The organism is Rhodococcus sp. NPDC056960, assembly GCF_042674125.1.
GTDB lineage: Bacteria > Actinomycetota > Actinomycetes > Mycobacteriales > Mycobacteriaceae > Rhodococcus_F.
On sequence record NZ_JBHURF010000003.1, the window covers coordinates 178,975 to 205,640 of the forward strand.

At 69.1% G+C, this 26,666-nt stretch carries 28 protein-coding genes and 1 riboswitch; of the genes, 15 read left to right on the forward strand and 13 right to left on the reverse strand.

What is annotated here, in order from left to right:
• Window positions 1-25 precede the first annotated feature (25 nt).
• From ACFTWF_RS06050 to ACFTWF_RS06080, 7 genes are read left to right on the forward strand one after another with little or no spacing between them, the layout of a single operon-like run.
• The gene (locus ACFTWF_RS06050) at window positions 26-1,114 is read left to right on the forward strand and encodes an ABC transporter substrate-binding protein (RefSeq protein ID WP_378460563.1); all 1,089 of its coding nucleotides are present in this window, start codon (window positions 26-28) and stop codon (window positions 1,112-1,114) included.
• On the forward strand, window positions 1,111-1,947 hold the full coding sequence (locus ACFTWF_RS06055) for an ABC transporter ATP-binding protein (protein ID WP_073362836.1): 837 nt from the start codon (window positions 1,111-1,113) through the stop codon (window positions 1,945-1,947). Before ACFTWF_RS06050 ends, ACFTWF_RS06055 begins: the two co-directional genes overlap by 4 nt.
• Window positions 1,940-2,809 carry an ABC transporter permease gene (locus tag ACFTWF_RS06060; RefSeq protein WP_378460366.1) on the forward strand — a complete coding sequence of 290 codons (870 nt, stop codon included), beginning with the start codon at window positions 1,940-1,942 and terminating at the stop codon, window positions 2,807-2,809. Before ACFTWF_RS06055 ends, ACFTWF_RS06060 begins: the two co-directional genes overlap by 8 nt.
• 26 nt (window positions 2,810-2,835) lie before the next feature.
• Window positions 2,836-4,179: an LLM class flavin-dependent oxidoreductase gene (locus ACFTWF_RS06065; RefSeq protein ID WP_378460367.1), complete on the forward strand. Its 1,344-nt coding sequence runs from the start codon at window positions 2,836-2,838 to the stop codon at window positions 4,177-4,179.
• On the forward strand, window positions 4,176-5,399 hold the full coding sequence (locus ACFTWF_RS06070) for an MFS transporter (protein ID WP_378460368.1): 1,224 nt from the start codon (window positions 4,176-4,178) through the stop codon (window positions 5,397-5,399). Before ACFTWF_RS06065 ends, ACFTWF_RS06070 begins: the two co-directional genes overlap by 4 nt.
• A 13-nt stretch (window positions 5,400-5,412) precedes the next feature.
• Window positions 5,413-6,402: an LLM class F420-dependent oxidoreductase gene (locus ACFTWF_RS06075; RefSeq protein ID WP_378460369.1), complete on the forward strand. Its 990-nt coding sequence runs from the start codon at window positions 5,413-5,415 to the stop codon at window positions 6,400-6,402.
• A gap of 33 nt (window positions 6,403-6,435) precedes the next feature.
• Window positions 6,436-6,999, forward strand: a complete 564-nt coding sequence (locus tag ACFTWF_RS06080; protein ID WP_378460370.1) for a GNAT family N-acetyltransferase — start codon at window positions 6,436-6,438, stop codon at window positions 6,997-6,999.
• A gap of 7 nt (window positions 7,000-7,006) precedes the next feature.
• Here the strand turns inward: ACFTWF_RS06080 and ACFTWF_RS06085 are convergent, their stop codons facing one another.
• A complete protein-coding gene (locus tag ACFTWF_RS06085; RefSeq protein ID WP_378460371.1) occupies window positions 7,007-7,675 on the reverse strand; it encodes a DUF3239 domain-containing protein in 669 nt (222 codons plus the stop codon).
• Between the two features lie 38 nt (window positions 7,676-7,713).
• Entirely contained in the window at window positions 7,714-9,393 is a 1,680-nt protein-coding gene (locus ACFTWF_RS06090) for a DNA repair helicase XPB (RefSeq protein ID WP_378460372.1), read from the reverse strand.
• A 176-nt stretch (window positions 9,394-9,569) separates the two neighbouring features.
• Here ACFTWF_RS06090 and ACFTWF_RS06095 point away from each other — a divergent pair, with 176 nt between their 5' ends.
• Complete coding sequence (locus ACFTWF_RS06095; protein ID WP_378460373.1) at window positions 9,570-10,364, forward strand: hypothetical protein; 795 nt, start codon at window positions 9,570-9,572, stop codon at window positions 10,362-10,364.
• A 30-nt stretch (window positions 10,365-10,394) separates the two neighbouring features.
• Here the strand turns inward: ACFTWF_RS06095 and ACFTWF_RS06100 are convergent, their stop codons facing one another.
• The 3 genes from ACFTWF_RS06100 to ACFTWF_RS06110 all read right to left on the reverse strand — a co-directional run bounded on the left by ACFTWF_RS06100 (window position 10,395) and on the right by ACFTWF_RS06110 (window position 14,287).
• The gene (locus ACFTWF_RS06100) at window positions 10,395-10,778 is read right to left on the reverse strand and encodes a VOC family protein (protein ID WP_378460374.1); all 384 of its coding nucleotides are present in this window, start codon (window positions 10,776-10,778) and stop codon (window positions 10,395-10,397) included.
• A 61-nt stretch (window positions 10,779-10,839) separates the two neighbouring features.
• Window positions 10,840-11,823, reverse strand: coding sequence for an alpha/beta hydrolase (locus tag ACFTWF_RS06105; RefSeq protein ID WP_378460375.1), 984 nt, complete (start codon window positions 11,821-11,823; stop codon window positions 10,840-10,842).
• Window positions 11,824-11,971: 148 nt separating this feature from the next.
• Window positions 11,972-14,287, reverse strand: coding sequence for a helicase-associated domain-containing protein (locus ACFTWF_RS06110; RefSeq protein WP_378460376.1), 2,316 nt, complete (start codon window positions 14,285-14,287; stop codon window positions 11,972-11,974).
• Between the two features lie 60 nt (window positions 14,288-14,347).
• Between ACFTWF_RS06110 and ACFTWF_RS06115 the strand changes: the two genes are divergently transcribed.
• Window positions 14,348-14,536, forward strand: a complete 189-nt coding sequence (locus tag ACFTWF_RS06115; RefSeq protein WP_015888783.1) for a hypothetical protein — start codon at window positions 14,348-14,350, stop codon at window positions 14,534-14,536.
• Window positions 14,537-14,603: 67 nt separating this feature from the next.
• Here ACFTWF_RS06115 and ACFTWF_RS06120 read toward each other — a convergent pair whose 3' ends face one another.
• The 3 genes from ACFTWF_RS06120 to ACFTWF_RS06130 form a co-directional block, all read right to left on the reverse strand.
• Window positions 14,604-15,185: a transglycosylase family protein gene (locus ACFTWF_RS06120; protein ID WP_378460377.1), complete on the reverse strand. Its 582-nt coding sequence runs from the start codon at window positions 15,183-15,185 to the stop codon at window positions 14,604-14,606.
• 8 nt (window positions 15,186-15,193) lie between these two features.
• A riboswitch (cyclic di-AMP (ydaO/yuaA leader) is annotated at window positions 15,194-15,408 on the reverse strand.
• A 237-nt stretch (window positions 15,409-15,645) separates the two neighbouring features.
• Window positions 15,646-16,020 (reverse strand): YccF domain-containing protein, encoded by a 375-nt coding sequence (locus ACFTWF_RS06125; protein ID WP_185725519.1) that lies wholly within the window; start codon window positions 16,018-16,020, stop codon window positions 15,646-15,648.
• A 44-nt stretch (window positions 16,021-16,064) separates the two neighbouring features.
• Window positions 16,065-16,304 carry a hypothetical protein gene (locus ACFTWF_RS06130; RefSeq protein WP_185725518.1) on the reverse strand — a complete coding sequence of 80 codons (240 nt, stop codon included), beginning with the start codon at window positions 16,302-16,304 and terminating at the stop codon, window positions 16,065-16,067.
• Between the two features lie 153 nt (window positions 16,305-16,457).
• On the opposite strand from ACFTWF_RS06130, the gene ACFTWF_RS06135 reads away from it, so the two are divergent.
• Entirely contained in the window at window positions 16,458-16,868 is a 411-nt protein-coding gene (locus ACFTWF_RS06135; protein WP_087557839.1) for a cold-shock protein, read from the forward strand.
• A gap of 73 nt (window positions 16,869-16,941) precedes the next feature.
• Here ACFTWF_RS06135 and ACFTWF_RS06140 read toward each other — a convergent pair whose 3' ends face one another.
• The 3 genes from ACFTWF_RS06140 to ACFTWF_RS06150 all read right to left on the reverse strand — a co-directional run bounded on the left by ACFTWF_RS06140 (window position 16,942) and on the right by ACFTWF_RS06150 (window position 19,970).
• Window positions 16,942-17,427, reverse strand: coding sequence for a DUF2771 domain-containing protein (locus tag ACFTWF_RS06140; protein ID WP_378460378.1), 486 nt, complete (start codon window positions 17,425-17,427; stop codon window positions 16,942-16,944).
• A gap of 6 nt (window positions 17,428-17,433) precedes the next feature.
• Window positions 17,434-19,104, reverse strand: a complete 1,671-nt coding sequence (locus tag ACFTWF_RS06145) for an MFS transporter (RefSeq protein WP_378460379.1) — start codon at window positions 19,102-19,104, stop codon at window positions 17,434-17,436.
• Window positions 19,105-19,175: 71 nt separating this feature from the next.
• A complete protein-coding gene (locus ACFTWF_RS06150; RefSeq protein ID WP_378460380.1) occupies window positions 19,176-19,970 on the reverse strand; it encodes a glutaminyl-peptide cyclotransferase in 795 nt (264 codons plus the stop codon).
• A gap of 38 nt (window positions 19,971-20,008) precedes the next feature.
• Here ACFTWF_RS06150 and ACFTWF_RS06155 point away from each other — a divergent pair, with 38 nt between their 5' ends.
• Window positions 20,009-20,875 (forward strand): DUF3027 domain-containing protein, encoded by an 867-nt coding sequence (locus ACFTWF_RS06155; RefSeq protein ID WP_378460381.1) that lies wholly within the window; start codon window positions 20,009-20,011, stop codon window positions 20,873-20,875.
• Here ACFTWF_RS06155 and ACFTWF_RS06160 read toward each other — a convergent pair.
• Window positions 20,872-21,075, reverse strand: a complete 204-nt coding sequence (locus tag ACFTWF_RS06160; RefSeq protein WP_378460382.1) for a hypothetical protein — start codon at window positions 21,073-21,075, stop codon at window positions 20,872-20,874. The genes ACFTWF_RS06155 and ACFTWF_RS06160 overlap by 4 nt on opposite strands.
• On the opposite strand from ACFTWF_RS06160, the gene ACFTWF_RS06165 reads away from it, so the two are divergent.
• Window positions 21,052-23,610: an ATP-binding protein gene (locus ACFTWF_RS06165; RefSeq protein ID WP_378460383.1), complete on the forward strand. Its 2,559-nt coding sequence runs from the start codon at window positions 21,052-21,054 to the stop codon at window positions 23,608-23,610. The two genes, ACFTWF_RS06160 and ACFTWF_RS06165, sit on opposite strands and share 24 nt — an antisense overlap.
• A complete protein-coding gene (locus ACFTWF_RS06170; RefSeq protein ID WP_378460384.1) occupies window positions 23,600-24,148 on the forward strand; it encodes a phosphatase PAP2 family protein in 549 nt (182 codons plus the stop codon). Before ACFTWF_RS06165 ends, ACFTWF_RS06170 begins: the two co-directional genes overlap by 11 nt.
• Window positions 24,149-24,190: 42 nt before the next feature.
• On the opposite strand, the gene ACFTWF_RS06175 is transcribed toward ACFTWF_RS06170, so the two are convergent.
• Window positions 24,191-24,439, reverse strand: coding sequence for a DUF2530 domain-containing protein (locus ACFTWF_RS06175; protein WP_378460385.1), 249 nt, complete (start codon window positions 24,437-24,439; stop codon window positions 24,191-24,193).
• Window positions 24,440-24,517: 78 nt separating this feature from the next.
• On the opposite strand from ACFTWF_RS06175, the gene ACFTWF_RS06180 reads away from it, so the two are divergent.
• Together ACFTWF_RS06180 and ACFTWF_RS06185 are read left to right on the forward strand one after the other, a co-directional pair.
• On the forward strand, window positions 24,518-25,969 hold the full coding sequence (locus tag ACFTWF_RS06180) for an NCS2 family permease (RefSeq protein ID WP_185725510.1): 1,452 nt from the start codon (window positions 24,518-24,520) through the stop codon (window positions 25,967-25,969).
• 33 nt (window positions 25,970-26,002) lie between these two features.
• A complete protein-coding gene (locus ACFTWF_RS06185) occupies window positions 26,003-26,434 on the forward strand; it encodes a MarR family winged helix-turn-helix transcriptional regulator (RefSeq protein WP_378460386.1) in 432 nt (143 codons plus the stop codon).
• Window positions 26,435-26,666 lie beyond the last annotated feature (232 nt).

A 26,666-nucleotide genomic window follows, 5' to 3' on the forward strand; every position in this document is an offset into this window, starting at 1 on the left:
CCCCGGCGAGAAGAAAGTGATGTCGATGTCCCACTCCCGGTTCCGGCGCGGCGCCCTGCGCGCACTCGCCGCCACCGCAGCACTGTTCACCGTGGCCTCGGGAGTGGCGGGCTGCGGCGGCTCGTCGGATACCGCCACCACCGAGGACGGAAAGACGGTCCTGCGCTACCAGGGGTGGGCCGGCGACGTCGGATTCCACGAACTCGCCGAGGACCTGGGGTACTACGACAAGATCAAGCTCGAATGGGTCGGCGACACCACCAGCGGCCCGCAGGACATCCAGTCCGCGGCCACCGGTGACATCGAGTTCGGCTCGGCCTTCAACGGGGCCGTCGTCAAGCTCAACGCCGCGGGGGCACCGATCACGTCGGTGCTGAGTTCCTACGGCGCGGACGCCGGCGAGTACACGGGGTATTTCGTGCTCGATGGCAGTCCCATTCGCTCGGCGCGGGACCTGATCGGCAAGAAGGTCGGGATGAACACGCTCGGCGCGCACCACGAGTTCCTGGTCCGGGAGTGGCTGGCCCAGCAGGGGCTGACCCAGGACGAGATCAAGCAGGTGGAGCTGACCGTCGTGCCTCCGGTGAACAACGAGACCGCCCTGCGGGAAGGGCAGATCGACGTGGCCGCCATCAACGGCATCTTCCGCGAGACCGCGCAGGAGCGCGGGGGCATCCGGCCCCTGTTCACGGACCGGGACCTGTTCGGTGCGTTCAGCTACGGCACCTACGTCGTGCGGGACGACTTCCTCGCGAAGAACAAGGGCGCCGTCGCGGACTTCGTGCAGGGCACCGCGCGGGCCATCCGGTGGACCCAGGTGACGCCGCGCGAGGAGGTGGTCGCACGGCTGAAGAGCATCATCGGCAAGCGCGGCCGCAACGAGAGCGACGACGCCATCGACTACTGGCGCAGCTCCGGAATTCCCGTCGCCGGAGCCGTGATCCAGGAGAAGGAGCTGCAGACGTGGATCGACTGGCTTGTCCGGAACGGTGAGCTCGACGAGGGCAAGTTGACCGCAACCGACCTCTACACCAACGAATTCAACCCGTACGCCAACGGCACGTTCCAGCCCGAGAGCGGGCCCGACGGAGAAGTACTGGAAGGACAGAAATGAGCACCATCGCTCCGAACCCCGACCGGGTTCAGACGCCCAAGCTCCGCCTCGAACACGTCACCAAACAGTTCGACGTGCGCGGGTCGAAGGACAAGTTCACCGCGATCGAAGACATCGACATCGATCTCGCGGACGGTGAGTTCCTCGTCCTCGTCGGGCCGAGTGGGTGCGGAAAGTCCACGCTGCTCGACCTCCTCGGTGGGCTCAGCACGCCCACGTCGGGCCGGATCCTGCTCGACGGAAAGCCGGTCACCGGGCCGGGTCTGGACCGCGGAATCGTCTTCCAGCAGTACGCCCTCCTGCCGTGGCGCACGGCCCGGCACAACATCGAGTTCGGGCTCGAGGCCAAGGGGCTGCCCAAGAAGGAACGGCGCGAACTCGCCGAGCACTACCTCGAACTCGTCGGCCTGAAGGGGTTCGGCGACCGGTACCCGCACGAGCTGTCGGGCGGCATGAAGCAGCGCGTCGCGATCGCCCGCAGCCTGGCGTTCGACCCCGAAGTGCTGCTGATGGACGAGCCGTTCGCCGCGCTCGACGCCCAGACCCGGGAGTCGCTGCAGGACGAACTGCTGCGCATCTGGAAGGCCACCGGCAAGACCATTCTGTTCATCACCCACGGCATCGACGAGGCCATCTACCTCGGGCAACGGGTCGCGGTCCTGACGTCGCGGCCGGGCCGGGTGAAGACGTTCGTGGACATCGACATCGACCGCTCGGGTGAGGACGTCCGGTCCAACGAGCAGTTCCGGCACTACCGACACCGCATCTGGACGCTGCTGCACGGCGAAGTGGAGCGTGCGCAGGTGATCGAGAAGGAGGAAGCACATGTCTAGCGCACTCGCGGCACCGGAAGCTCCCGTCGCAACCGATCCGGCAGCGCCCCGGACGCCCGCTCCGGTCCCACCGGATCCGGGTGTCGGCCGGCGGGTCGGTGCGACCCTGGGGCCCATCGCCTGGCGCATCCTCAAGCCGTCCATCGCGATCGTCGTCTTCCTCGCGCTGTGGGAGATCGCACCCCGCGTCGGTCTCGTCGACGAGGTGTTTCTGCCCCCGTTCAGCACCGTCGTCGAAGCGTTCGCCGATCTGGTCGGCAGCGGTGAACTGTGGCAGCACGTGTCGGCGAGCCTCTCCCGCGCCCTGATCGGATTCTTCGTGGCGGTCGTGATCGCGATTCCGCTGGGCATCGCGATCGCGTGGTACCGGCCCGTCTCGGACTTCCTGAACCCGATCCTCGAACTGTTCCGCAACACAGCGGCGCTGGCGTTGCTTCCCGTCTTCATCCTCATTCTCGGCATCGGCGAGGAATCCAAGATCGCCCTCGTCATCTACGCGTGCACGTTCCCGATCCTGCTGAACACGATCTCCGGTGTCCGCACCGTCGACCCGCTGCTGATCAAGTCGGCCTCCTCACTCGGACTGTCGCCGGTGCGGCTGTTCCAGAAGGTCGTGCTGCCCGCGGCGGTCCCCACCATCTTCACCGGCATCCGGATGGCCGCGGCGTCGTCCATCCTCGTGCTGATCGCCGCCGAAATGGTCGGGGCGAAGGCCGGGCTCGGCTACCTGATCACCGCGTCCCAGTTCAACTTCCAGATCCCCAACATGTACGCGGGCATCGTCGCGATCTCGGTTCTCGGGCTGTCGCTGAACGCCGTCCTCGTCCTGATCGAACGCAGGCTGTCCCGCTGGCGGGTCTAGTCACTTACCGGGAAAGAAAACTCCACATGTCACAGAATTCCCAGTTCCACCTCAACGCCTTCCTCATGGGGGTGGGACATCACGAGGCGGCGTGGCGGCACCCCCGCACCGAAGCCCACCGCGTACTGGACGTCGCGCACTTCCAGGAACTCGGCCGGATCGCGGAGCGGGGCAAGCTCGATTCGGTGTTCTTCGCCGACGGCCTCGCCGTCGGACCGCGGATCGCGCACAACACCCAGTCGATCTTCGAACCCGTCACGCTGCTGTCGGCGATCGCCGTCGCCACCGAACGGGTGGGGCTGATCGCCACGGCGTCGACGAGCTACTCCGACCCGTACACCCTGGCGCGCAAGTTCACCTCGCTCGACCACATCAGTGGCGGCCGCGCGGGGTGGAACATCGTGACGTCGGCCGGCGCGGACGAGGCGGCCAACTTCGGCGTCGACGGCATCCCCGCGCACAGCGGACGGTACGAGCGCGCAGAGGAATTCGTGGACGTCACCCTCGCGTTGTGGGACAGCTGGGAAGACGGGGCGGTGGTGCTCGATGCGGAGACCGGCACCTTCGCCGACCCCGCGAAGGTCCACACGATCGACCACGACGGACCGCGGTTCCGGGTCAGGGGACCGCTCAACTCGCCGCGGTCCGCCCAGGGGCGGCCGCTGCTGGTGCAGGCCGGATCGTCCGAGAGCGGCAAGGAGTTCGCCGCACGCTACGCCGAGGCGGTCTTCACCGCGCAGCGCACCCTGCAGCAGGGGCAGGACTTCTACCGCGACCTCAAGGCGCGCGTCGTCAAGAACGGCCGCAACGCGAGTGAACTGAAGGTCCTGCCCGGCATCGTGCCGTTCATCGCGGACACGAAGGAGGAGGCGGAGGCACTCGAGCAGTCGTTCACCGACCTGATCTCGCCCGAGTACTCGCTGCGCCAGCTGTCCACGATGCTCGGCGTCGACCTCACGAAGCACTCCCTCGACGCGCCCCTGCCCCCGCTCCCGCCACTCGACGAGATCCAGGGCAACAAGAGCCGCTACCAACTGGTGAAGGATCTCGCGGCGGACGGCTCACTCACCGTGCGGCAACTGATCGGACTGCTCGGCGGCGGGCGCGGACACCGCACGTTCGCCGGAACTCCGGAACAGGTGGCGGACGAACTGCAGACGTGGTTCGAGCAGGGCGCGGCGGACGGATTCAACATCATGCCGCCGTACCTGCCGGGTGGCCTGGACGATTTCGTCGACCGTGTCGTCCCGATCCTGCAGCAGCGTGGACTGTTCCGCACCGACTACACCGCGACGACGCTTCGCGGCCACTACGGCCTCGAAGACGTCGGCAACCGGTTCGTGGACGCGGCCGACGAAGCGAGCGCATGAGCGGCGAGACCGGCCTGAAACCGCTCGTCACCACCGTCTTCGTTCCTGCCGCGATCTTCGGCATCGGCCAGGGCGCCGCCGCCCCGGTCATGGCGCTGACGGCCCGCGAACTCGGCGCGTCCGTGGCCGTGTCCGGGTTGATCGTCGCGGTCGTCGGGCTGGGCGCCGTCCTCGGTGACCTGCCCGCGGGCCGGATCGTCGCCAGGTTCGGGGAGCGGCGGTCCATCATCGGGGGCAGTACGGTCGGCGCGGTCGGGGTGCTGGTCTGCCTGCTCGCGCAGACACCGTGGATGCTGGGTGTGGGCGCACTGCTGACGGGGCTCGCCAACGCCGTGTGGGGGCTGGCCCGCCAGAGCTACCTGGCCGACGCCGTGCCGATCGGCTTGCGGGCCCGGGCGATGTCGTCGTTCGCGGCGATGTGGCGGCTCGGCTTCTTCGTGGGACCACTGCTCGGCGCCGCCGTGATCCTCGTGGTCGGTGCCCGCGGCGGGTTCCTGGTGCAGCTCGTCGGCGTCGTGCTGTCCGGATGGCTGATGTCGAGGGTCCCCGACCCGCCGCGCCGGAGCGCCACCGCGAGCCCGCACGCCACATTGCCGTCGATCCTGCGCCGGCACCGGAAGCTGCTGGCCACACTCGGCGGCGGTTCGCTGCTCATGGGTGCGGCCCGCGCGTCCCGGGAGGCGGTGCTGCCGCTGTGGGCGGCCCACCTCGGACTGGATGCCGCGCAGGTCAGCCTCGTCTTCGGCGCCGGCGCGGCCGTCGACCTGCTGTGCTCGTACCCCGCCGGACATTTCATGGACCGATACGGCCGCCGGTTCATCGCGGTGCCGTCGCTGCTGGTGATCGGCGTGTCGTATCTGGCGCTGCCCTTCTCCCACGACCTGCTGTCGATCGGTGTGGTCGCGGTGGTGATGGGCATCGGCAACGGGCTCGGCAACGGCGTCATCATGACGCTCGGCGCCGACATCGCCCCACCCGCGACCCGCGCCGAATTCCTCGCCGCGTGGCGGCTCACCCACGACACCGGTATGTTCGCGGGACCGTTCGGGGTCGGCGCGCTCGCCGCGGTCGTCCCGCTGGGGGCGGCCGTCGCCGCCGTCGGGGGAGCGGCGCTGCTCGGCGCCGCGATCCTGTTCCGGTTCATCCCGGTCTATTCGCCGTGGCCACCGGCCGCCACGCCGTCGCCGGATTCCCCACCGCTCGAAAAACAGGAAGCATAGGTACATTCGTTTCATGCGCTTCGGATTGTTCGTTCCTCAAGGTTGGCGTCTGGATCTCGTCGGAATCGATCCCGCGGATCAATGGTCGGTGATGCGCGACTTCGCGTTGCGCGCCGACCAGGGTTCCGCGTGGGATTCGCTGTGGGTCTACGACCACTTCCACACCGTTCCCGCACCGACGGAGGAGGCCACGCACGAGGCGTGGACCCTCATGTCCGCGTTCGCGGCCGTCACCTCGCGGGTGCGTCTCGGCCAGATGTGTACGGCGATGAGCTACCGCAACCCCGCCTATCTTGCAAAGGTCGCCGCCACCACCGACCTCATCTCCGGAGGCCGCGTCGACATGGGTATCGGCGGCGGCTGGTACGAGCACGAGTGGCGGGCGTACGGATACGGATTCCCCTCCGCCGGTACGCGTCTCGGGCGTCTCGACGAGGGTGTGCAGATCATGCGCCAGGCCTGGACCGACGGCACCGCCACCCTCGAAGGCAAGCACTACCAGGTCGACGGCGCCATCGTCCGGCCACTTCCGGTGCAGGACGGCGGAATTCCGCTGTGGATCGCCGGCGGCGGCGAGAAGGTGACACTGAAGATCGCGGCAAAGTACGCGCAGTACACCAACTTCGACGGTACCCCCGAGGGATTCGCGCTGAAATCCGAGATTCTGCGGAAACACTGCGACACCGTCGGCACCGACTTCGACGGCATCGTCCGCTCGGCCAACTACAACGTCGCGATCGGCACCACCGAGGCGGAGGTCGAGAAGCGGCTGCTCACCCTGAAGGAGCGGCTCACCCCGCACGTCGGCGCCGACGCCGCCGAGGGTGCACTCGGCGCATTCCGCGGAATGCCCGGAGTCGGAACGCCGGAACAGATCGTCGAGAAACTGTCGGCGCTGAAGGACCAGGGGATGTCCTACGGCATCTTCTACTTCCCCGAGGCCGCCTACGACACATCGGGCATCGAACTCTTCGAGAAGGAAGTCCTGCCCGCGCTGCAGTAATGGCCGGATGGCTCCGGGCATAGAGTGGCGGGCATGTTCGTCGTCACCCTCGCCGCCGACACCCTGTGGCTCAGTCCGCCGGTGGTCACCGACGTCGATGCGATCTGCGCGGCGTGCAGCGACCCGTCGATCGCCGAGTGGACGACGATGCCCGCCCCCTATGCCCGCTCGGACGCCGAGCAGTTCGTCCGGCACACGGTGCCGTCCGGTTGGGCCGACCGCAGTCCCACCTGGGCGCTGCGCGAACGCGAGAACGGACCCGTGCTCGGGATGATCGGCCTGATGTCACGCGACATGACGGCAGCCGAGATCGGGTACTGGCTCGCACCCGCCGCCCGCTCGCGGGGATTCATGACAACGGCGGTGAACCTGGTGTGCGATTTCGCATTCCGGCCGGACGGCATGGGACTCGAACGCATCGAATGGCGCGCCTTCGTCGGCAACGACGACTCCGCGGCAGTCGCCCGCAGGGTCGGTTTCCGCTTCGAAGGAGTCCAGCGCTCCGGGCTCGTGCAACGCGGCGTCCGGCGCGATTCGTGGACGGCCGCCCTTCTCGCCGGCGACCCACGGCAACCGGCCGACGGGTGGCCCGGCTAGCGGCCGGTCAGCGCAGGCTCTCCGGAAGGTCGTGCTCGGACACGGCAACCCGCTGGTCGGGGCTGGTGCGGATGTGCTCGGAGTCGGCGATCCGGTTCTCCAGGAAATCCCACTCGACCTGGTCGATGGCGGCCTCCGCGCGGGCGCGGACGTTCGCGTCGCGGGTGCCCCACGCGATCGGCATCGGACTGACCATCTCCCACGTGGCAGCGAGGCTGTGGGTGCTGCGGTCGTTGAGCAGGGCGACGGACGGCACCCGGTCGCCGACGTTCTGTTTCTGACCGGTGCGGATCGGGATGTTGCGGGTGACGAGCGCATACGACGCCCGGCCCGTGCCGGGCTTCGCGACGTCGATCAGCGACAGCAGCGTGATCGCGCGGGGGTGCACCTCCGAGACGACCGCCGGCACCAGGGGGCTCTTCGCGTACAGGTCCTCGATGCTGCCGACCTTCTTCGGCACCCAGAACGCCACCCACACCGACGTGAGCGCGGCGATCGCCACGACGACGCCGAGGATGATCGACCAGGGGTGGCCGAGCAGGATCAGACCGACCGCGGCCGCCGCGAACAGCAGCGCCACCACGATCGCCGACACCTGCAGGCGTCGCATGTCGGCGAACGTCTGGTTGACGGACTTCGCGTAGGGCCGGTCGACGGTGAACTCGAAATGTCGCACGGGCCCAGCTTAGAGCGTCGGTCCGGGTGCCCGGGCGGTCACCCGATGGGCGGGCCCAGCAGGTCGTCGGCGTCGGTGATCCGGTAGGCGTACCCCTGCTCGGCGAGGAAGCGCTGCCGGTGCGCGGCGTACTCGGCGTCGAGGGTGTCGCGCGCCACCACCGAGTAGAAGTGGGCCTGGCCGCCGTCGTGCTTGGGCCGCAGCAGGCGGCCCAGTCGTTGAGCCTCCTCCTGGCGGGAACCGAACGTGCCCGAAACCTGAACGGCGACAGATGCTTCCGGAAGGTCGATCGAAAAGTTCGCGACCTTGCTGACCACCAGGGTCTGGATTTCGCCCGCCCGGAAACGGTCGAACAGATCCTCCCGCTCCTTGTTCTTGGTCGACCCCTTGATGACCGGGGCGTTCAACGCCTCACCGAGTTCGTCGAGCTGATCGAGGTACGCGCCGATGATCAGCGTCGGTGCATCGGTGTGCCGCTCCAGGATCGACTTCACCACCGCGATCTTGGTGTGGGCGGTAGAACACAGCTTGTAGCGTTCGTCGGGTTCGGCGACGGCGTAGGCCATGCGTTCGGCGTCGGTCAGCGTCACCCGCACCTCGACGCAGTCGGCGGGGGCGATCCACCCCTGCGCCTCGATGTCCTTCCACGGAGCGTCGTACCGCTTGGGCCCGATCAGGGAGAACACGTCGCCCTCGCGGCCGTCCTCGCGCACCAGGGTGGCGGTGAGGCCGAGGCGCCGCCGGGACTGCAGGTCGGCGGTCATCCGGAACACCGGCGCGGGCAGCAGGTGCACCTCGTCGTAGATCACCAGACCCCAGTCGCGGGAATCGAACAGCTCGAGATGCTTGTACTCACCCTTGGTCCGCCGGGTGATCACCTGATACGTGGCGATCGTGACGGGACGGATCTCCTTGCGTTCGCCGGAGTACTCGCCGATCTCCTCCTCGGTGAGCGACGTGCGCGCGATCAGCTCACGCTTCCACTGCCTGCCGGCCACCGTGTTCGTCACCAGGATCAGCGTGGTGGCCTTCGCCTTGGCCATCGCCGCCGCGCCGACCATCGTCTTGCCGGCGCCGCAGGGCAGGACGACCACCCCCGACCCACCGGCCCAGAACGAGTCGGCCGCCATCTCCTGGTAGTCGCGCAGGTGCCAGTGGCCGTCCGCGGACCCCGGGGAGGTGCCGTCGAAATCCAGATCGATGGGGTGGGCCTCGCCGTCGACGTACCCGGCGAGATCCTCCGCCGGCCAGCCGACCTTCAGCAGCAGCTGCTTGAGTCTGCCTCGCTCACTCGGGTGGACGACCACCGTGTCGTCGTCGACGCGGGCCCCGAGCATCGGCGCGATCTTCTTGTGCCGGGTCACCTCGGTCAGCACCGCGCGGTCGAGGCTGACGAGTGTCAGACCGTGGGCGGGATTCTTCACCAGCTGCAGTCGCCCGTACCGGGCCATCGTGTCGACGATGTCGACCAGCAACGGCTGCGGCACTGCGTACCGGGAGAAGTTGACCAGCGCATCGACCACCTGCTCGGCGTCGTGTCCGGCGGCGCGCGCATTCCACAGGGCCAGTGGGGTGATCCGATACGTGTGGACGTGTTCGGGCGCGCGCTCCAGTTCCGCGAACGGCGCGATCGCCTGGCGGGCATCGTTCGCCCGCTCGTGATCGACCTCCAACAGCAGGGTCTTGTCGGATTGGACGATCAACGGTCCGTCGGTCACGGAAGCCTCCTCGAAAATGCGGTGCCGGATGTAGCCAGCCTGTCCATTGTCCTGATCCCAGCGGTGCCGCGCCACGTCGCCGTCCCCGAGCGGGTCCGATACCGGCACATCCGGGGCGGTCGAGGGCCTAAATTGAGGATCAGCCCGGATGGATCGATGCAGAGACGAGGCTCGCGATGACCCAGCCCCCCGAGGACCCCCGCCGTCCCGATCCGAACGTCCCCGGCGAGCCGCCGAACAACCCCCAGCAGCCGTATCCGCAGGGTCAGTATCCGCAACAGCCGTACTCGCAGGGGCAGTACGCTCAGCAACCCGGACAGTACCCGCCGGGCCAATACGGGCAGCAGGGTCAGTACGGGCAGCAGGGTCAGTACGGGCAGCCGGGCCAGCAGGGCCAGCAGGGCCAGTACGGGCAGTACCCGCCCGGCCAGAATCCGCCGCCGCCGAAGAAATCGCGCAAGGGCCTGTTCATCGCCCTGGGTGTCGCAGTCCTGGTGATCATCGCCGCCGTCGCCGCGTTCGGGGTGTTCGCCCTGAAAAGCGCGGACAAGAACACTCTCGACGTCGGCGACTGCCTGTTCTTCGAGTCCGCATCCACGACCGCCGCCGACACCTCCCACGAGAAGCGCGACTGCTCCGACGCCGAAGCCACGTACGAGGTGGCGCAGAAGAACGACGGCGACGTCCAGTGCGCGGAGGACTACTTCTCCTACACGCTCGTCGGCGACAACCAGGACGTCCAGACCACGCTCTGCCTCATCCCGAACATGATCGAGAACTCCTGCTACCTGCTCGAGGACGACGGCCGGATCCTGCCCTCGGACTGCACCGAGGCCCAGACCGTCAAGGTTCTCGAGCGCGCGGACGGGAAGAACGACGAATCCCTCTGCAACGAATTCGACACCGCATTCCCCATCGCCTTCTCCGAACCCGAACGCACCTATTGCATCGAGGTCAACCTGGGTGGCTAGCACCCGTGAGTACTTATTAACCGCGGGACGTTAAGAAGTACTCACAGGGGGATGTTCCGCCACACAGAAGAGATTGCCCTCCGGGTCGGCCAGCGTCGTCCACTGCACGTGGGGGTGCTCGTCCAGAACGTCCCATCGATGCGTGGCACCGAGAGTGAGGAGCCGCTCGACCTCGCGTTGCCGTGAACCCCACGGAACGGTGAGGTCCAGGTGCATGGCTTGACGGTCGGGGCGGGCGCCGGTGAGCGGCTGGAAGAACATCGCGAACCCGGTCGGGTCGGCCGGTGGCAGGTAGACGCTGTCGCCGCCCGGCAGCGGCGTGGCACCGGTGACACCGGCCCAGAACGCCGCGAGCGCGGCAGGGTCCTCGGCCTCGAGGTTGACGGCTCCCAGGGTGATCCGGTGACTGTTCATCTCGGCGATGTTAGTGCCACCCCCGACCCCCGGGGGCAGCGCGACCGGTCGAACATCCCGCTCAGGCGCCGATCGACGCCTTCATCATCGGGAGCATCGCCCACAGCTGGTCCTGCCAGTAGCCCCAGCTGTGGGTTCCCGTCGCCGGAAAGTCGTAGTGCGCGGGGATTCCGAGGGTGTCGAGCCGCACCTGGAAGGCGCGGTTCTGGGCCAGCGCGATGGCCTCGAGCCCCATGCCGGTGCCGGTGTTGAACACGTCGATGGCGTTCTGCGGCTGATCGTGCGGGCCGGGGAGGCCACTGCCCGCGGAGACCCACATCGGCAGCCCACGCATGAGCGGCGCCGCGACGAACGGGTCGTTGCGCAGCCAGGCCGGATCCCACGGCGGTCCCCACATGCAGTCGGCGTTGTAGCCGCCGGCGTCGAGCATCGCCAACCGGATCGCCTCGCGCATGCCCGGAGCCGACAGGTTCAGGTACCCGGACATCGACCCGGCGAACGTGAACTGGTCGCGGTGGTAGGCGGCGAGGATCAGGGCCGCGTTGCCGCCCATCGAGAGTCCGGCGATGGCGTTGCTGGTGCGGCTGATGCCGTAATTGTTCGCGAGGAAGTCCGGCAGGTTCTGGGTGAGGAACGACTCCCACTTGTAGGTGTACGGCTGACCATTGGTGTTACTGGGCGCGTACCAGTCGGTGTAGAAGCTGGACTGCCCGCCGACCGGCTCGACGACGGTGATCCCGTGATCGGACAGCCACGCGGCGTTGGTCTCGTGTTCCCACCCGCTGACGTCGTCGGTCGCGCGGAGGCCGTCGAGCAGATAGAGCGCCTTGTTGCTCCCGTTGTTCGCAAGCCACATGCGCACCTTGATCTGCCCGACCCCGCCGGGTGCATCGACCCAGTGCTCGCGCAGGCGGCTGTACGGGTCCGCGGACGCCGTTCCGCCGCCGACGAGGACGAACGCCAGCGGCAGAAGCACCACGGCGACCATCAGCCGGACGACGCCTCGCAACCAGCCATGTGACCGCTTCGATGCTGTGACACCCATGGTTCTGCCTCCTGGTAAGTCGTCCCCGGCCAGGTACATACCAGCATCACGGTATTGGTCGCCCCGAAATTCCTGGGCGTTTGCGCGGAATCGTTATCTGAGCCGTGAGTACTTGTTAACCGCCCGCGGTTGACAAGTACTCACGGGCTCAGTTGACGCGGGCGACGGACGTGATGCGGTGGAGGGTGAACCGCCGGACCGCGCCGCTCGCCGGGTCGAACGCGTCGAGCTGGCCGCCGCCGACGCTGACGGGATCGACGATGCGGTGCGACGCCACACCCTGCGCGTCGACATAACCGATGGTCACGCTCGTGCGTTCCCGCGCCGCGGCGTTGAGCAGGGCGATGGTCGCGGCGCTGCTGGCCCGCGACCCGTCGGACCGGATGCCGCCCGAACCGCGGGCCGACGCCGCCAGATCGCCGGCCCGGAGGGTCCGGACGACGGCGTCGAGTTGGGCGTCCGTGGCGACGGCGGGGATGCGGGCAGGGGCTTTGCGCCGGCTCACGACCCGTGCGCCACGGGGACGCAGGTCGACGAGGGCACCGGACGAATCCTCACCCGCGGGCGCGAAACCGGCGGTCCGCAATTCGTTCAATACTTCCCGCAGCGGCGCCTGCGACACCGCGACCGTCGGCGCCAGGGCGCGCAGAGCCAGCGAGGCGGCCACCGGCGACGCCAGGACCTCCGCCAGCAGCGTCGGATCCTCGCACCGGACGAACGACGCGGCGACCCCGGCGCGGAGCCGCCCGTGCCGCCTCGCGACGTCGTCGATCAGATACGACAGCGACTGCGGAACGGGTGTGCGCGACCGGGTGGCGAACAGGCTGTGCAGTTCCGCTGCCGTCATGCCGACGTCGAGGGCGCGCCGGATGCTGTCCTCGCTGATCCGGTACATCGATGCCGCCCCGGCGGATTCGATGTCCGCGACGAGCACGATCTGTTCGAGCAGTTCGGGGGTGAGGGGTCCGGGTGCGACGACGGTGAGGTCGGCCTGCACGAGGACGTGGTCGACGGGTTCGGGCAGCGACGCGTGCATCTCGGCCTCGGCGTCACCGCCGTGGAGTAGCGCCCGGCCGGGGGAGCTGAGGGCGCCGCGGGCGACGAGTCCGAGCGTCGCCGCCTCGTCGAGGGTCCGCTCGACCGCATGGACCCGAAGCCGGGCGCCCCAGCGGGGGCGTCGCCAGGCCAGCAGGCGGCTGACCTCCGCGGGGTCGGCAGAGTGTCCTGCGCCCAGTTCCGCCAGGAGTCCGAGGATCGCCTGCCGGTCACGCGGCGCCGATGGCGCGCGGACCTCCTCGGACAGTGCGGCCACCGGTTTGTCGTTGGCATCGCGCATGCCGATGAACCACGCCATCCGCGGGAGTTCCAGCCACGCCGCGGCCAGCACGTGCCACCGCCGGGCGACGGAGGCGGTCAGCCAGTTGTCGACCGCGGTGGTCGGCGCCCAGTAGTTCTCGCCGCTGTCCGCAGTCGGCACGGGGTCCGGGGTGCCGCTCGCGATCAGTCCCGCGGCCGACAGCAGTTCGACGAGCAGGCTCAGCCGGTTCTCGTCGACGCCGGACATCTTGGCGATCCGCCGCAGTTCCCGGACGCCGAGTCCGCCCGCCCGCAGCGCGGGAGCCGGGACCTCGCCGAGGGCCTTGACGACGTCCTCGCAGTGGCGCACCAGTTCGAGCGCCTCGCCCGCCGCTGCGGCGTTGATGTCGGCGGGTTTGTGTTTGCGTGCCGTCACGGCCGGTGGGGACAGCGACGTGGGGTCGAAGACGGCCTCCCCGCGCAGGGCCTGCCGCACCTGGTACGGCAATTCGACGGTCTCGTCGTCGATCCAGCGCAGCAGGCCGGCGGCGAGGAGTCGCTGGACGGGACGGTCGGGTGACGTTCCCGGCGCGGCGTCCCGGGTCCGGCCGATGGAACTGGACTTCGACAGCGTCTCGAGGATGTCCCGCTCGACGGTCGGCAGACCATCCAGTGCGGCGACGATCGCGGACTCGTCGAGGGTCTCGACGGGTTCGGCGCCACGCCCGACTCGCCACGGAATGGTGGCGGTCACGGCAGGGACGATACGCAGCGATGTCTTGCCACCCCAGACCAGGGCCACGGACCGCAGGCCGTCGAGAGTGGCGTCGACCGCCTTCTTCGTCGCCCGCGACCCCACCGCGTCCTGGAGGGCGGCCCGGGGAACCGCGACCTCGTCGGCGCGTTCGAGGGCCAGGAGTTCGAGGATGCCGAAGTCCAGGGACGTGAGGTTGTCGGCTGCGCGGGCCACCGACGCCCGCTGTTCGGCGCGGCCGGCGAGTACGACGATCGTGGCCGGCGGCGGGACCGCCAGATCGGGGCGCCTGCGCAGCAGATCCGTCAGTTCGGCGTCGCTGCGCGCGGCCAGCCAGTCCGCGAGGGTCGCGGCGCCACGGGGGGAGGCTGCGGTGCCGTTGGTGCTCGCGGTGGTGTCGTCGGTGTCGGTCATCGACTATCAGATTAGAGACCTGGGCTGTACGTCGCCGAACGCTCCTGTCAAAATGGCACCGTGGCTAACAATTCGAAGAAGCAGTACGTGGATCCAGGGTGGCCCGAAACCGCCGACGGAGATCACGCCGTGACCGAACTGTCGTCGACCCGCGCGGGCGGTCTCTCCCCGTTCGGCGAGGACACCGAGTTCCCGCTGCCCGCGGAGTCGTTGCCGTACGCGCATCCGCACACGGTGATCAACCGCTGACCCAGCGACAGAAGAGGGGCCCTGCACCGGATCGGTGCAGGGCCCCTCTTCTGTGAGGTGTGGGGGATCAGTGCGGGAGCAGTCCCTTGTTGGCGTCGATGAGCTGCAGGATCTGGGGATCGATCGCGATGCCCTGAGCCTTGGCGGCCTCGATCGCGCTGTCGACGACACCGGCGTACTGCGAGGTGCCGTTGGTGCTGGGGACGCCGCCCGTGAGGTCGGGGAGTGCCGGCGCCGCGGGGGTCTCGGGCACGACGGCGGGCGCGGTGCGCTGGGTGGGGGCGCTGCTCAGGCCGAGGCTCGAGGAGCAGGAGGGCCATGCGCCCCAGCCCTGGGAGTCGAGGACCTTCTCGGCGACGACGATCTGCTGTTCACGCGTGGCCTGGTTGGCGGTGGCCGCGTACTGGGTTCCACCGTGTGCGTTCCAGGTGCTCGGGGAGAACTGGAGTCCACCCTGGAAGCCGTTTCCGGTGTTGATGCCCCAGTTTCCGCCGGACTCGCACTGCGCGAGGCGGTCCCAGTCGGAGTCGGGTGCCGCGTTCGCGGTGCCCGAGAAGGCTACGCCGGCGACGCCCATGATGGCGCCGGTGACGGCGACCTTGGCGACGGTGCGGCCGGTGGTGGTGGGCTTGCGATGGCGTCCGCTCATAGTTGTCGAGATCCTCTCCACACGCGCCTGCGAGGTCAGCTGTCGGGTTCGGGCTGAGAGGTCGCCCGGCCTCGCCTCTCCTGGCTGGAGAGGGTCTGGCTTCACCCCAAGGTCCGAGTGCGCGAGGCGCGTTCGGACCGGTGTCCTTCCGGGAACTTGCGTTCCCTGGAGGACTTTTGGGTCCCCCGTCCTCGTCCCTGGAATGCTTCGTCGGGACTCCGGTACCCGCGGGACGAGGCTTGGCGCGGCGGGCCGGATGTGGCCGATGTTTCCTCGACCGGTGACGACGGTAACGGTCGGAGGCCGCAGTGTCACCATTTGATAACGCGGTGTGTCTTCGCCCGTTGCGGGGCCTCATTGAACGCGCAGAGACTCTTCCCAGCTAGCGGGGACGAGACACGCGTATCGCCGAGCTGTTGCCCTTCCGTTACCCGACCGTTATGTGAGGAAGCTCACAGCGTTACGGAGCGTCGACGATGTCCTTGCCGAGGGGCATGAGCGAGATGGGAATCATCTTGAGATTCGCGACCGCGAGCGGGATCCCGATGATCGTGATCGCCATGGCGATCGCGGTGACGACGTGCCCGATCGCGAGCCACAGACCTGCGATGATGAACCAGATCACGTTGCCGATCAGCGAGGCGACACCGGCCGTCGGCTTGTCGACCACCGTCTTCCCGAACGGCCACAGCGCGTAGACGCCCACCCGGAACGACGCGATGCCGAACGGGATCGTGATGATCAGGATGCAGCAGAGGATTCCGGCGACGAAGTACCCCAGCGCCAGCCACAGACCGCCGAAGATCAGCCAGATGATGTTGAGCAGGATTCTCATAATCGTCCCCTCGGTGGTCGGGAATGCATCGGTGGTCGGGTGGGTCAGCGGGAGCGTCTGCCCTGCCGCAGCGCCGCGCCGATTCCGAGGAGGAATCCGATCGGGCACGCCAGGGCGATGAGATAGAGAACGAGGCCGGGTCGGGAATCGGAGAGCACCGGGGTCAGGAAGATCGCCACGATCGCGACGAAACCGATCGCGAAGAGGGCGAGTGCGACGCGGAGGAGTCCGTCTCGCCCCCGGGGGGTGTGAGGAGTGCTCGAAGGAGTCGATTCGTGGGCCACACCAGCAACGATAGTGCCTGGAAACCCGGATGCTGGAGGGGGTCGCTCCAAGGTAGACTGTGGGCACTGCGCGTCCCGCACCAGAGGTGGGGCGCGCTGTTTTGCATACCAAGTGCAACCAACTGCACTCCAAGTGATGAGCGGGTGAACGCGGTGCCGACCGGCAAGGTGAAATGGTACGACGTCGAAAAGGGCTTCGGCTTTCTGTCGCAGGAGGAGGGGGAGGACGTCTATGTGCGTTCGTCCGCTCTTCCCGAGGGCGTCGAGGGCCTCAAGGCCGGTCAGCGCGTCGAGTTCGGCATGGCCGCCGGTCGGCGCGGACCGCAGGCTCTGAGCCTGAAGGTGCTCGACCCGGCGCCGTCGCTGCGCCAGAACGGTGCCCGCAAGGAGCCGTCGGCAAAGAAGCACACGCCGGACGAACTCCACGGCATGGTCGAGGACATGATCACGCTGCTCGAGGCGAAGGTCCAGCCCGACCTGCGCAAGGGTAAGTACCCGGACCGTAAGACGGCTCAGCGCATCTCCGAGGTGGTCCGCGCGGTCGCGCGCGAACTCGACAGCTGATTCGACAGCCGACGACGAGGGCCCCCGCGCACTGAACTGCTGCGGGGGCCCTTTCGTGTGGGCTGCTGCCGGCTCAGGCGGTCTTGATCGACCAGGCGGCCCGCGCCTGCGTGAGCCCCTGCTCGTCGACGACCGCGGACGGCAGCTGGATCTCGATGCCGGCCAGCTGGAGGTCCTCCGACGACGGCACCGTCACGGCGCGGGTCTCACCGGCGCGGTGAGCCTGCTGCTGCACGACGACCTGGCCCGACGCGTCCTGGTACACGACGAGCATGCGCCACGGTGCGTCGACGATCTCCTGCGGCAACGACAGCTGCAGGGGGGAGCCGGGGGGCACGTCGAGTTCCGCGATCTCGCCGGTTGAGCAGTCCTCGAGGTACAGGTTGCAGTACGCCAGCGGGGGGACCTGCTGGGTCCGGTCGTGCGCGAACGCGGTGATCTCGGGCAGGCGGGGCGAGGAGTTGCGGACGAGCGTGTACAGGACGCCGACGAAGGCCACCAGGACCACCATCAGGCCCACCACGATCAGTGCCAGGATCTTCTTGGTTCGCGCCTGCATTCTCACTTACGTCACATTTCCTGTCGATCGGTCGACCCGGTGGGTCGAGTGGTGCTCGGTCACTTCTTGTTCGGCGAGGTCGGGGCGTTTGCCGCCGAGTCCGGGCAGGAGGGTGCTGCCGCGGTACGTGAGCACGGTCTGGGCGAGCCCGATGGTCATGACGGCGGAGACCACGGAGAACCCGATCCAGTATTCGGTGGGCAGCAGTACGCCCAGCGCGCCGCCCACGACCCAGCTCAGCTGCAGAACCGTCTCGGATCTGCCGAATCCGGACGCGATGGACTCCTCGGGGAGGTCGTGCTGCAGCGACGCGTCCAGCGACACCTTGGCCAGGGCGCTGGCGGCGGACGCGACGAGGGTGGCCAGGGCGGCGGTGAGGAGATTGTCGGTGATCGCGGCGAGGACGGCGATGATCCACACGGCACCCGTGCAGCGCAGCACGATGAGGGCGGGGCGGCCGAGTTTGATCCGGGCTCCGGCGGCGTTGCCCGCGAAGTTGCCGATGCCGGCGGCGGCGCCGACCAGCCCGAGCATCGCGGCCTGCACCAGCGGCTCGTGGTCGGTCCTCGATTTCGCGACGAACGCGATGTACAGCGTGAGGAATCCGGTGAGCACGCGGATGGTGCTGTTGCCCCACAATCCGGTGATGACCGCGCGGCCCAGCGGCTGCCGTCGTTTACCGGTCTTCGCGGTGGCAGGCGCTTCGGGCTGCATCACCCGGGTACGGCCGATGACCTCGGTGGGGTGCTCGTCGCCGTGATAGGTGAGCGTTGCGGGGACCTCGCCCTCGGTGACTTCGACCCACGACGGGATCCGCATGCTGAGGTAGGCGCCGAGGGCGGTGATGACGGCCGCCAGCCACAGCGCTCCGACGGATCCGGTGGCCATGGCGAGACCACCCGCGAGGGCGCCGGCACCGATGGTTCCGCCGAGGAGTCCGAACACGGTGAGGCGGGAGTTGACGCGCACGAGGTCGATCTCCGGTGGCAGCACCCGTGGCGTGACCGCACTCTTGAGCACCGAGAACGACTTGCTGAGCACCATCATCCCGAGCGCCGCCGGATACAGCACCCAGCTGTCGAAGTTGAAGACGAGGACGATCGCCAGGATGGTCCGGAGTCCGAACGACGTGGCCAGCGCGACCCGGCGGCCGTGCTGGAGGCGATCGAGCATCGGACCGATCAGCGGTGCGATGACGGCGAACGGGGCGATGGTGATCAGCAGGTACAGCGCGACCTTCGTCTTGTCCTCGCCCGTCGCCGCCGAGAAGAACAGGGTGTTCGCCAGCGCGACGGCGATGGCCGCGTCGGTCGCGTTGTTGGCCATCACGGCGTAGGTGAGCGCGGTCAGCCCCGACTTGTCGGCACCGTCCGCCTTGGCCGCGCGGTGGAACGTCGCGATGCCCTTGTTGGTGAGTTCCCGGCTGCGCATCGCCGCCACCCGGGTGACGGTGAGCTTGCGGGGCATCGGCGGTGCCTTGGGGGCGTCCGCCCGCTCCTCGTCGGAGCGGGGACGCTGCCCGCCGCCGACGGGGTGGAGGGGAGGGAGCGGCGTGCGCCGACCTCCCGAGCGGGCTGCCGGCGGATATTTGTCGTAGCCCGGATGGACGGGGGGCCCGGAATTCTCGTCGGGAGCCCGACCGCCGTCAGGCTCGTGGGGTTCGCGCGGTCCGGTCACTCCCTAATTCTGTCCTAGTCGGGAGACATGCGACCACAGCAACCCCGGCCAATGCTGGTCACATCGGCCTGTCAGGAAACGAACCGCACCTCGAACATGCGCGGCCAGTACTTTCCGGTGACGAGGAAGCGGTCGGTCCCCGGGATCTGAGCGATCCCGTTGAGGACGTCGACCGCCCGCGGGCCGGGCGGGAGCGCATCGCGAAGCGCCGAGGCGTCGATCTGCGCGGTGACCCGGCCGTCCGCGGGATCGATGCGGACGAGGGAATCGGTGGTCCAGACGTTCGCGTAGATCGCGCCGTCGTCCGCGCACTCGAGTTCGTTGAGGCGGGTCACCGGATTTCCGTCCCGGACCGCCTGCACGGTGCGGCGGGATTCGAACGTGACCGGGTCGCGGAACGTGAGCGTGGGGGAGCCGTCGCTCGTGACTAGGGCACCGGGCAACGCGCAGATTCCCCAGCCCTCGCCGTCGAACGGAACTCGCCGCTGTTCGGTGAGGGTCGCGCGATCCCGGGCGACGGCCACGCCGTCACGCCACGTGAGCTGCCAGACGGTGTCGCCGCTCACCGTGATGCCCTCCCCGAACAGGGGTGGCGGTAGCTCGGCCCGGGCGCGGACGACGCCGCCGGTGAGGTCGGTGGCCTGCACCCAGGATTCGCCGGACCGGCCGGTGCTCTCGAGCAACTCGGCGCCGTCGATTTCGAGCCCCTGGGTGAACGCATTCGGGTCGTGGTCGAGGGTCCGGAGTATCTCCACGTGAAGGTCCGCGCCCGACGCGCCCGCCGCCGCCGGACTCTGCGGGGAGCAACCGGCGACCGCCCAGGCCACCGCGAGCAGGGCTGGGAGAAGGTGTCTCCGGCCGGTCATCGGACCAGCATGACAGCCCAGGTGGGCAAGCACTTGCGGTGGTGCGGCAAACTGGTGGTGTGAGTGTTGCTTCTTCCGACGAGCGCGCAGTGGCGCGTCCCGTACTGACCGACGCCGTCGAGCTCGCCCGAACTGCACTGGTCGAACTGCAGGAAGGGGGAGTCGGCGACTATCTGGGCGTCACGTCCGAGGACGCGTGCGCCGCGACTCACCGTTTCGTTGCGGACCTTCCGGGCTACCGCGGCTGGCAGTGGGCGGTGGTGGTGGCCGCCGATCCCGAATCGGACCGTGCCACCGTCAGCGAACTCGCCCTCCTGCCGGGACCCGACGCGCTGGTCGCCCCCGACTGGATTCCGTGGGATCAGCGCATTCGCCCCGGCGACCTGTCCGCGGGCGATCTGCTGGCCCCGCCTGCCGGTGATCCCCGCCTCGTTCCTGGTTACGTGGCGACCGGCGACCCCGAGATCGACGAGGTCGCCCTCGAACTCGGGCTGGGGCGCAAGCAGGCGATGAGTCTCGAAGGTCGCGTGGATGCGGCCCAGCGCTGGCACGACGGCGATTACGGTCCCGACTCCGAGATGGCCAAGGCTGCGCCGTCGACGTGCGGGTTGTGCGGCTTCTACCTACCGCTCGCCGGCTCACTGCACGCGTCGTTCGGTGTGTGCGGCAACGAGATGGCCGCCGACGGGCACGTGGTCGATGCCACCTACGGGTGCGGGGCCCACTCCGACACGCTGTTGCCGTCGGGAGCCGGTTCGCCGCAATTCGACGCGTACGACGACGGTGCCGTCGAGATGGTCGAGATGGCCGAGAAGGCTCGGGTCGAGAGTGACACCCCGGCAGAGCCTCAGGCCGATGCTGCTGTCGAGGCCACTGCGGCCGAGGAATCCGCATCGACCAGCTAGCCGATCCGTTCGGCACCGCCGCGCTGAGGGAATCGACTCTCCTCGCGTGGCGCACGTCCCCGACGCGTCTGCGCGAGGATGCCGCGGCCGAATCGGACCTGGCCCGCGCCGGCTACCGCGACCGGCTCCTCACCGAACTGGCGCAGAACGCCGCCGACGCCGCCGCCCGCGCCGAGGTGCCCGGCGAGCTGTCCGTGCATCTCGACGGACGTGTTCTGCGCGTGGCCAACACGGGTACGCCGCTGGACGAGCCGGGGGTCCAGGCGCTGGTCGCGTTGCGGGCGTCGAACAAGTCCGGCACGACCGTCGGCCGCTACGGCGTCGGATTCACGGCGGTGCTGTCGGTGGCCGACGAGATCGAACTGCGGTCGACGTCCGGTTCGGTGTTGTTCTCCGCCGAGCGCACCAGGACCGCGCTGCAGGACCTCGACGGCGCCGACCCCGGCGGGGGTGTGCCGGTCCTCCGGTTGGCGTGGCCCACCGAGAACCGTCCCGTCGCGGGCGCCGCTTCTGAAGTCGTGCTGACGCTGCGCGAGGACATCGACGCCGAATCGCTGCTGGCCTACATGGCCCGCGAGGCTCCCGACCTGTTGCTCGAACTGCCGGCGCTCGTCTCGATCACCGTGGGCGACAAGCAGTTCCGCCGCCGCGAACGACCGCTCGATTCCGGGGCGACCGAGGTCGCGATCGGCGAGGACCGCTGGTGGCAGTACGAGTCCGGCCGGGCCCGCTGGCTCGTTCCGGTCCGCGACGGCGTCGTCGCCCCGGTCAGCGAGGACGTGCTGCGGGCCCCGACACGGTCGGACGAGGAGCTGTCGATCCCCGCGATCCTGGTCGCGGACGTCGCCATGCAGCCCGACCGCAGACGCATCCTGCCCGGCGCGTCGATCGCCGAGCCGGCGACCGGTTACGCCGGCTTCGTGGCCACACTGCCGCCCGACCAGCGGCTGTCGCTGGTCCCCGTCCCCGCCTTCGCCCGCAGCGAGGTGGACTCCGCGTTGCGCGACCATCTCGTCGCCGAACTCCGGGAGCAGCCCTGGCTGCCGACCGTCGACGGCAAGGACAGGGCGCCCAACCGGGCGTCGGTGGTCCCCGGCCTCACCGACGAACTCGCCGAACTCCTCGCGGACATCGTCGACGGCCTCGTCGTCCCGGATCTGTCCGGTCCGCGCTGGGCGCCGGCGCTGGCGGCAGTCGACGCCCACCGCCTCGGTCTGGCCCGCCTCACCGAACTTCTCACCGGCACCGACCGCGACCCGTCCTGGTGGCGGCGCCTGTACGCGGCGCTCGAGCCCCTGGCCGTGGACGCCCTCGCAGCCGAGGAGCTGGCGTCGATCCCGGTTCCGCTGTCCGACGGGCGCACGGTCACCGGTCCGCGAACGGTGTTGCTGGGCCACGACATCGACGGTGTGCTCGGGGTCGACTGGACGCGGCTCGTCCACCCGGACGCGACGCATCCCCTGTTGTCGAGGCTCGGCGCGAAGACCGCCACGGCGGTCGACCTCCTGTCCGACCCGGCGCTGCGCGCCGAGATCGAGGACCTCGACCCCGACGACGCCGCGGCCGCCGAGGAACTGTCGACCGCGGTGCTCGCCCTCGCCGGGCGCGCCGACCCCGGCACCCTGCCGTCCTGGCTCGGGCAGCTGCCGCTCCCGGACGTCGACGGGGAGTTGCGCGGCGCGGACGAATTGCTGTTGCCCGGTGCGCCTCTCGCCGGCGTCCTGGTGGACGACTCGCCGTTCGCGAGCGTCGACGCGTCGTTCGCCGAGCGGGTGGGGGAGGACGCCCTCCGGGCCGTGGGCGTCGGCTGGGGCTTCACCGTGCTGCGCGCCGAACTTCCCACCGGCCCCGATCACGACCTCGACGACGAAGACCTCTGGTGGGACACGCTCGACGACGATCCCGAGGAGATCGGGGCAGTGCGCGACCTGGACCTCGTCGACGAGGAACGCTGGGCCGAGGCGCTGACCATGCTCGCGCGGGACCCGGCCACGCGTCCGCTGCTTGCCGACCGCGCCGGGTACACCGCCTGGTGGCTGCGCCACAACGCCGAGCTCGACGGTCAGGTGCTGGGTCTGCTCCGCGACCCCGAGGACGAGACGTTCGCCGGACTGCTCGACCCGGTCGACCACCCGGATTCCTCCGCGTTCGCCGCCGCACTGGCGCCGGCGACGGTCGACTCGCCCGAACTCGCCCAGCTGCTGCTGGACCGACTGGCCGACCCCGAGCGCCACCCGACGTCTGCGGTGATCGCGCGGGCCCACAGCCTGCTCGCCGCCGCCGCGCACCTCCTCGACCTCGAGGAAATCCACCTGCCCGACTACGTGCGCGGTCTCACCGGCGCCCTCGTCGACCCCGGCGACGCCCTGGTGCTGGACGCCCCGTGGCTCGCCGCCGCCGCGCCCCGCGACCGTCTGGTGGTCGGGGACCTGCGCACCGCCGCCGCGCTCGCCGATCTGCTGGACGTCGCCGTCGCCTCCACCGCCATCCGCGGTGCCGTGACCAGCACCGGCCGCGATTCCTCGTGGGATCGTGAACCCGCCGCCGTTCTCGCTTTCGCGACCCTCGGCCGGGAGCTGCCCCACGGACCCGTCGTCGTCCATCACCGGCTCACGGTGAAACTGACCGGGGGCGTGGACAGCGAGATCGCCGTCCCGTGGTGGGTGGACGACACCGGGGCCACCCACTGCTCCGAGTCGTGGGCCGACGGCACGTGGGGCGCCGGTGTCGATTGACCAGAGCATCCTCGACAGTGCGGTCGACGACCGCACACCGTGGCTGATCGACGTCGTCACGGTCATCACGAACAGCGGGGGAACGGTCGCGGCCTGGATCGTGTCGATCGTCCTGACGATCACCCTGCTGCTGCAGGGCAGCCGCCGCGAGGCCGTGCTGGTGGCCGGTGCGATGCTGTCGGGACTGGCCGTGATGACGACGCTCAAGCACCTGTTCGAGAGGCAGCGGCCCCCGCTCCCGGATCGGCTCGTCGAGATCTCGTCGTTCTCGTTCCCGTCGGGGCACGCGATGATGACGGCGATCCTCGCGACCGTGCTCGTCGCCGTGACCCTGCGGATCGTGCTGGTACGGCGCCCGCGGATCGCGATGCTCGTCCTGCTGATCCTGTACACACTGGCGGTCGGGCTCTCCCGCGTCTACCTCGCCGCGCACTGGATGACCGACGTCCTCGCCGGGTGGGCATTCGGCTTCCTGTGGGCGGCCTTCTGGATCCTGCTGACCCGCACCCTGCCCCGCCGCGCCAGGACCTCGAGCTAGAGCAGTCCCTGCTGCGTCATTAGAGCAGTCCCTGCTGTGCCACTAGAGCAGTCCCTGCTGTGCCCCGCGACTGCCGCGCCGCGCCGCCCGGCGCTGCGCCGCGAACAATGCGTAGCCGAGGAATCCGACGACGACCCCCGCTATACACGTCGGCAGCGCATCCGACCACCGGTCGCCCGTGACGATCACCACGACCATCGCGACCGCCCACGCGAGGGTTCCCAGTATCAGCGCAGGTCGCGGGTCGGCCAGGCGCTGGGTGAGCGGGGGACGGTCTGCGGCGGGGTTCACCAAACGAACGCTACCCTCGCCGCGGTGCCCTAATCTCCAAGGGCGACGCGCGAACGATGGCGATGGGGATTGAGAACTATGGGTGCTCCGAAACTGCTCGACAACTATTTCAAGATCACCGAGCGTGGTTCGACGGTAGGCACGGAGATCCGCGGCGGCGTCGTGACCTTCGTCGCGATGGCGTACATCGTGGTCCTCAACCCGCTGATCCTCGGCAGTTTCTCCGCCGAAGACGCCGTCGCGAAGACCGACGTCCTCGGCAACATCCTCCCCGTCAACGAGGTGGCCGCCGTCACCGCCCTGGTGGCCGGGCTGATGAGCATCGTGTTCGGCATCGTCGCCAACTACCCGTTCGCGATCGCGGCGGGCCTCGGAATCAACAGCCTCCTCGCCGTCACGATCGCCCCGCAGGTCACCTGGCCCGAGGCGATGGGCCTCGTCGTGATCGACGGCATCATCATCGTCGTGTTGGCGCTCACCGGTTTCCGGACGGCCGTCTTCAATGCCATTCCGGCCGAGCTCAAATCCGCCATCGCCGCCGGTATCGGCATGTTCATCGCGTTCATCGGCCTCGTCGACGCCGGTTTCGTGCGGCGCATCCCGGACGCCGCGGGCACCACGGTCCCCGTGGGTCTGGGCATCAACGGATCGATCTCCTCGTGGCCGACCGTGACGTTCGTGTTCGGCGTGCTGCTGATGGGTGTCCTGGTGGTGCGCAAGGTGCGCGGCGGACTGCTGATCGGCATCGTCGTCACCACCGTGCTGGCCGCGATCATCGAGGCCGTCGCCGGGGTGGGGCCGTCGCTGGGGGTGAACCCGCACGGATGGAACCTCAGCGTCCCCACAGCTCCCGATGTGCTGGTGGAACTTCCGGACCTCAGCCTCGTCGGCGACGTCAGCATCTTCGGGGCCTTCACCCGCATCGGCGTACTCGCGGCCAGCCTGCTGGTGTTCACGCTCGTGCTCGCCAACTTCTTCGACGCCATGGGCACGATGACCGGACTCGGCAAGGAGGCCGGACTCACCGACGAGGACGGCAACCTGCCCAACGTCGGACGCGCACTCGTCGTCGAGGGCACCGGTGCCATCGTCGGTGGCGGGGCGTCGGCGTCGTCCAACACCGTCTTCGTGGAATCCGCCTCGGGTATCGCCGAAGGGGCCCGCACCGGACTCGCGAATGTGGTGACGGGACTGCTGTTCCTGGCCGCGATGTTCCTGACCCCGCTGTACTCGGTGGTGCCGATCGAAGCGGCCGCACCGGCCCTCGTCGTGGTGGGCGCGATGATGATCGGCCAGGTCCGCGACATCGACTTCACCCGGTTCTCGATCGCACTGCCTGCGTTCCTCACGATCGCCGTCATGCCGTTCACGTACTCCATCGCCAACGGCATCGGCGTCGGATTCGTGTCGTGGGTCGTGCTCAATGCTGCGAGCGGTGGTATCAAGAAGATTCACCCGTTGATGTGGGTGGTCGCGATCCTGTTCGTGGCCTACTTCGCGGTCGAACCGATCACCGACGCGGTAACGTAAACGGCGGCCGATCGGTCCCGTATTGTCATTCTCGTGACCACGGATACGCGAGCACTCGCCAGCGACCTCTCCCTGGCTGTCGTGCGCCTCACGCGTCACCTGCGTGGGCGCCGCGTCGACGCCCAGGTATCGCTGACCCAGCTGTCGGCACTGGCCACCCTCGCCCGCGACGGCGCCATGACGCCGGGCAATCTCGCGGCTCGTGAGAAGGTCCAGCCGCCGTCGATGACCCGGGTCATCGCCTCGCTGGTCGAACTCGGGCTGGTCGAGCGGGCGCCGCATCCCACCGACGGCAGGCAGATCATCGTCACACTCTCCGACGCCGGTCACGCGCTGATCGCCGACGAGACCCACGCCCGCGAGGCGTGGATGAACGAGCGGCTGTCCGGGCTCGACGAGTCCGAGCTGAAGACGCTCCGCGACGCGGTCGGGATCATCACCGCCATCGTCGCCGACTCGGAGTAGTCCCGGCGCAGCCCGAGGGCAGCTCCCCAGTAGTGCAACGGCATTCGGCTGCCCGGCCATCGGTGCCCGCGCCGTAGCGGAGGAAACTCCCTGTCGGAGAACGTGATCGGCTTCCCAACCGATCGTGCCGTAGGCGCACGCGCAGGGCCGGTCGGTGCCGGACCGGGACCGGGAGCAAGATGGAAGGGTGCCGCCCGAATCCGAGACCCCCGCCTCAGCTCAGCCGAAGACC

Excerpts from the sequence above, each read along its gene's own strand:
- ACFTWF_RS06080 (WP_378460370.1), top strand. The coding sequence starts at position 6,436 with ATGTTCGTCGTCACCCTCGCCGCCGACACCCTGTGGCTCAGTCCGCCG.
- ACFTWF_RS06120 (WP_378460377.1), bottom strand. The coding sequence starts at position 15,185 with ATGAGCGGACGCCATCGCAAGCCCACCACCACCGGCCGCACCGTCGCC.
- ACFTWF_RS06180 (WP_185725510.1), top strand. The coding sequence starts at position 24,518 with ATGGGTGCTCCGAAACTGCTCGACAACTATTTCAAGATCACCGAGCGT.
- ACFTWF_RS06160 (WP_378460382.1), bottom strand. The coding sequence starts at position 21,075 with ATGCACGGACAGCTCGCCGGGCACCTCGGCGCGGGCGGCGGCGTCGGC.
- ACFTWF_RS06095 (WP_378460373.1), top strand. The coding sequence starts at position 9,570 with ATGACCCAGCCCCCCGAGGACCCCCGCCGTCCCGATCCGAACGTCCCC.
- ACFTWF_RS06070 (WP_378460368.1), top strand. The coding sequence starts at position 4,176 with ATGAGCGGCGAGACCGGCCTGAAACCGCTCGTCACCACCGTCTTCGTT.
- ACFTWF_RS06075 (WP_378460369.1), top strand. The coding sequence starts at position 5,413 with ATGCGCTTCGGATTGTTCGTTCCTCAAGGTTGGCGTCTGGATCTCGTC.
- ACFTWF_RS06150 (WP_378460380.1), bottom strand. The coding sequence starts at position 19,970 with ATGACCGGCCGGAGACACCTTCTCCCAGCCCTGCTCGCGGTGGCCTGG.
- ACFTWF_RS06140 (WP_378460378.1), bottom strand. The coding sequence starts at position 17,427 with ATGCAGGCGCGAACCAAGAAGATCCTGGCACTGATCGTGGTGGGCCTG.
- ACFTWF_RS06100 (WP_378460374.1), bottom strand. The coding sequence starts at position 10,778 with ATGAACAGTCACCGGATCACCCTGGGAGCCGTCAACCTCGAGGCCGAG.
- ACFTWF_RS06065 (WP_378460367.1), top strand. The coding sequence starts at position 2,836 with ATGTCACAGAATTCCCAGTTCCACCTCAACGCCTTCCTCATGGGGGTG.
- ACFTWF_RS06055 (WP_073362836.1), top strand. The coding sequence starts at position 1,111 with ATGAGCACCATCGCTCCGAACCCCGACCGGGTTCAGACGCCCAAGCTC.
- ACFTWF_RS06110 (WP_378460376.1), bottom strand. The coding sequence starts at position 14,287 with ATGACCGACACCGACGACACCACCGCGAGCACCAACGGCACCGCAGCC.
- ACFTWF_RS06125 (WP_185725519.1), bottom strand. The coding sequence starts at position 16,020 with ATGAGAATCCTGCTCAACATCATCTGGCTGATCTTCGGCGGTCTGTGG.
- ACFTWF_RS06105 (WP_378460375.1), bottom strand. The coding sequence starts at position 11,823 with ATGGGTGTCACAGCATCGAAGCGGTCACATGGCTGGTTGCGAGGCGTC.
- ACFTWF_RS06060 (WP_378460366.1), top strand. The coding sequence starts at position 1,940 with ATGTCTAGCGCACTCGCGGCACCGGAAGCTCCCGTCGCAACCGATCCG.
- ACFTWF_RS06050 (WP_378460563.1), top strand. The coding sequence starts at position 26 with ATGTCCCACTCCCGGTTCCGGCGCGGCGCCCTGCGCGCACTCGCCGCC.